The sequence below is a fragment of the Aeromonas sp. QDB39 genome, assembly GCF_027707585.1.
Taxonomy (GTDB): Bacteria; Pseudomonadota; Gammaproteobacteria; order Enterobacterales; family Aeromonadaceae; genus Aeromonas; species Aeromonas hydrophila.
Genome location: NZ_JAPCIV010000089.1, coordinates 1 through 3,373 on the forward strand (window position 1 = coordinate 1; position 3,373 = coordinate 3,373).

The following is a 3,373-nucleotide window of genomic DNA, read 5'->3' on the forward strand; positions in this document are numbered from 1 at the left end:
GGGTATACGGATTTAATGGTTGATGGGGCACCTTCACCCCATCAATCTGATACCACCCTCAGATGGTTGATAGATCGACTCCGTAGTTGAGTTCCTCTGCGAAGTCCGGCAGTCCGTAACCGATGGTTTTCTTGTAGAAAGGAGAGACCTTCGCAGTCGGTGCCTTCTTCTTGTGCTTCGTGGTGTAGAGCATTCGTGCCCGCATCACCTCGAAGGAGTAACCGCGCCCTTCACGGTTCTTGTCCTTGGCCAGTCGGTTGATGGACTCTGTGTAAGCGTTGGTGACGGGCATGTCCGTCTCGAAGTAGGTCATGGTCTCTTCGCGCCAGTTTCCCACTGCCCTGACCAGATCGCTCCAGACTTCCTTTTGGCCCTTCGGGATGGTGGCTATCCACTCGTCCAGGGCGGCTTCTGCCTGGAGCCGTGTGGTGGCGTCCCAGATGCCGTAGAAGCGCTCCTTGTGCTCGTAGGCGGCCAGCAGTTGCGGGAACGCGCCTGTCCAGGTCTCCATGATGAGGCGCTCCCGGTCTGAGACTTCGTGAGCGCGTTTCAGCAGGATTTTCCGGTCTCCCTTGAGAGTCCGGCTCTGGGACGGTTTCAGCTCCTTTCTGAGGTCCTTGCGCACTCTCTCTAGGGCATCGTTGGCCATGCGCACCACATGGAACTTATCGACCACGATACGGGCCTGGGGCAGCACAGCCTTGACCGCTGCCCGGTAGGGGTTCCACATGTCCATACTGACGATCTCGACCTTCTGCCGGTCTTTCAGCTTCATCAGGTAGTTGGTCACCACGTCCTGGCGGCGGGTGGCCAGCAGGTCGAGCAGGGTTCGCTCCTCAATGTTGGTCAGAATGCAGCGGTAGCGCTTGTTCAGGTATAGCTCGTCAATGCCCAGGATGCGGGGCGTCTCGAAGCGGTGCCAGCGCCCCAGCAACTCGGCGCGGGCGTTGAAGATGTCGCGCACCGTCTTCTCGTCCAGGCCGGTCTGTGCCGCCACAAAGGTGTAGGGGTGGTTGAAGGATTCCTTCTCCACGTACTCATGCAGCCGCAGTGTCATACGGAATCCGTCCACCATCTCCGGTAGCTGGGGCCTGAATGTTGTCTTGCAGGCCCGGCAGGTGTATCGGCGGCGGACCACCCAGAGAGTGACCCGCTTGCCGTGGATGGGCAGATCACGATAGGGAACGTCACGCTTGCCGAACCGTACGAACTCACCCTGCACGCCGCATTCCTCGCAGGCGATGGGATCGGGCACGTCCACCTGGAAGTGCATTTCGTCGTCGGTTGATTTGCAGCCCAGTACTTGGTATTGCGGCAGGTGAAGGATGTTGTCGGGAAGTTCGGTCATGGTGTTGTATAGGCGTAGGTGTCAGTCAGATCCATCCGACTCAGCATTGGTGTTTGCTTTTTTACCCAACAAGCTGCTGGAAACTAAAAGTAAGGCACCGAGGACAATTGCAATATCAGCCAGGTTGAAGGCCGGCCAATGCCAGTCTCGCCAATAGAAATCAAAGGAATCCACAACATAGCCGCGAAAGACCCGGTCAATCAGGTTGCCCATGGCGCCACCGAGGATAAGACTGTAAGCGATGGCTTCTCCTTTATGACGATTTTCAAGGATCAGCTTGATCAGAAAAATCGAGACCACTACCGCGATTCCGATAAAAAAGTAGCGCTGCCAGCCTCCACCATTCGCAAAAAGACTGAATGCGGCACCGGTATTCCATACGTGTACCCAGTTAAAGAATGAGGTCACTGAAATAGACTCGCCATATGCCATTGATTGTTGCACCAGCCATTTTATGGCCTGATCAGACGCTGCCAGCAGGCCCGATATGGACAACAGAGCGTACGGTGACAGATGTTTGCCAAAAATGGACATTGCTTAATCCTTGAGCGCCAGAATGCGTCTAGCACCGTTAAGTACAATTACCCCCGCGATGGTGCCGATAATCAGATCCGGATAATTGGACCCGGTCCACGCGACCAGAGCGCCGGCGGTGATGACCCCCAGGTTGATCACCACGTCGTTGGCCGAGAATATCCAGCTTGCCTTCATGTGCGCCCCGCCCTCCCGATGTTTGGATATGAGCAGCAGACAACTGGTATTGGCAATCAATGCGACGAATGCGATAGCCATCATCACCAGCGATTCAGGCTCACTACCGAATACAAAGCGTCTCACCACCTCTATGAGTACGCCCACAGCCAAGATCAGTTGCAGTACACCAGCAAGATGCGCGGCACGTACCTGCATTTTCACGCTATGTCCAACCGCATAAAGGGCAAGCCCGTACACCGCCGCATCGGCAAAATTGTCCAGGGATTCTCCAATCAGGCCGGTGGACCGGGCGATCAGACCGGCAGTCATTTCCACCACGAACAGAAGTGCATTGATGCCGAGCAACCAGCGCAGGGTCCCGGATTCTTGCTTAGCAGAAGCTGCCGAAAACTCGGCGGCCTTGATGGTCTCCGGATTTGCAGCGACGGTTTCCTGAAGCGAGGCGCCTAGCCCCAAGGTCTTCAGTTTCGAGGTGACGGGCTCGACCTCACCGTCATGCACGACCTTCAACCGGCGGTTCGACAAGTCGAAGGACAGTACCCGAATCCCCTCAACGCCGTTCAGGGCCAGGCGAATCATGCGCTCTTCTGATGGACAGTCCATCTTCGGCACGGCATAAACACTGACCCATTCCCCCGACGCATCGGAGGAGGCCTGCATATCGGTATCCGCCGCAGGCCTTGCATGGTCGCCACAGGGGCCTCCGCAGTTTTTACTCATGATATGACTCCACTTGAATGTGATCGGGTTTTCATTTAAAACTATATAGTAGCTATAATGTCAATAGCGTAGAGAATCCGTTGCGGAGGAACCCGATGCGTATTGGTCAGTTGGCACAGTCAGTAGGGGTAGATACACAGACGATCCGCTTCTACGAACGGCAGGGCTTGTTGCCGCCGCCTGGTCGGCAGGAGAACGGTTACCGTGTCTATACCGAGAAACACGTTGAGCGGCTGGCCTTTATTCGTCGCTGCCGCATCCTGGATCTGTCACTGGCAGAAATTCACGAACTAAAGCGCTATCAGGACGACCCTCATCAGTCCTGTACCGCTGTCAATGCCTTGCTCGATGATCACATCTCTCATGTACGCTCGCAGATAACCGCTCTACAGGCGCTTGAGAAACAACTCGTTTCACTAAGAGCGCGTTGCAACGATGACCGGGAAGTTAAGGCGTGTGGGGTTCTTGCTGGAATTAGCGAGGGAAGCATGCATCAGCAGTAGGTTGGAGTGCCAACCAGATAATCCGATGAGATGCCGGTTTGCCTCACTCTCATGCAAAGGTAAGATCAACCATTTAATCCGCTTACCC

At 55.4% G+C, this 3,373-nt stretch carries 4 protein-coding genes; 1 reads left to right on the plus strand and 3 read right to left on the minus strand.

The window, feature by feature from the left end:
• Window positions 1-58 precede the first annotated feature (58 nt).
• From PG899_RS23760 to PG899_RS23770, 3 genes are read right to left on the minus strand one after another with little or no spacing between them, the layout of a single operon-like run.
• Entirely contained in the window at window positions 59-1,348 is a 1,290-nt protein-coding gene (locus PG899_RS23760) for an ISL3-like element ISPpu12 family transposase (RefSeq protein WP_000137810.1), read from the minus strand.
• A 21-nt stretch (window positions 1,349-1,369) separates the two neighbouring features.
• The gene (gene lspA / locus PG899_RS23765) at window positions 1,370-1,882 is read right to left on the minus strand and encodes a signal peptidase II (protein ID WP_004726826.1); all 513 of its coding nucleotides are present in this window, start codon (window positions 1,880-1,882) and stop codon (window positions 1,370-1,372) included.
• Between the two features lie 3 nt (window positions 1,883-1,885).
• On the minus strand, window positions 1,886-2,782 hold the full coding sequence (locus PG899_RS23770) for a cation transporter (RefSeq protein ID WP_000041516.1): 897 nt from the start codon (window positions 2,780-2,782) through the stop codon (window positions 1,886-1,888).
• A 95-nt stretch (window positions 2,783-2,877) separates the two neighbouring features.
• On the opposite strand from PG899_RS23770, the gene cadR reads away from it, so the two are divergent.
• The gene (cadR, locus tag PG899_RS23775; protein ID WP_001219642.1) at window positions 2,878-3,285 is read left to right on the plus strand and encodes a Cd(II)/Pb(II)-responsive transcriptional regulator; all 408 of its coding nucleotides are present in this window, start codon (window positions 2,878-2,880) and stop codon (window positions 3,283-3,285) included.
• Window positions 3,286-3,373 lie beyond the last annotated feature (88 nt).

Excerpts from the sequence above, each read along its gene's own strand:
- PG899_RS23760 (WP_000137810.1), bottom strand. The coding sequence starts at position 1,348 with ATGACCGAACTTCCCGACAACATCCTTCACCTGCCGCAATACCAAGTA.
- lspA (WP_004726826.1), bottom strand. The coding sequence starts at position 1,882 with ATGTCCATTTTTGGCAAACATCTGTCACCGTACGCTCTGTTGTCCATA.
- PG899_RS23770 (WP_000041516.1), bottom strand. The coding sequence starts at position 2,782 with ATGAGTAAAAACTGCGGAGGCCCCTGTGGCGACCATGCAAGGCCTGCG.
- cadR (WP_001219642.1), top strand. The coding sequence starts at position 2,878 with ATGCGTATTGGTCAGTTGGCACAGTCAGTAGGGGTAGATACACAGACG.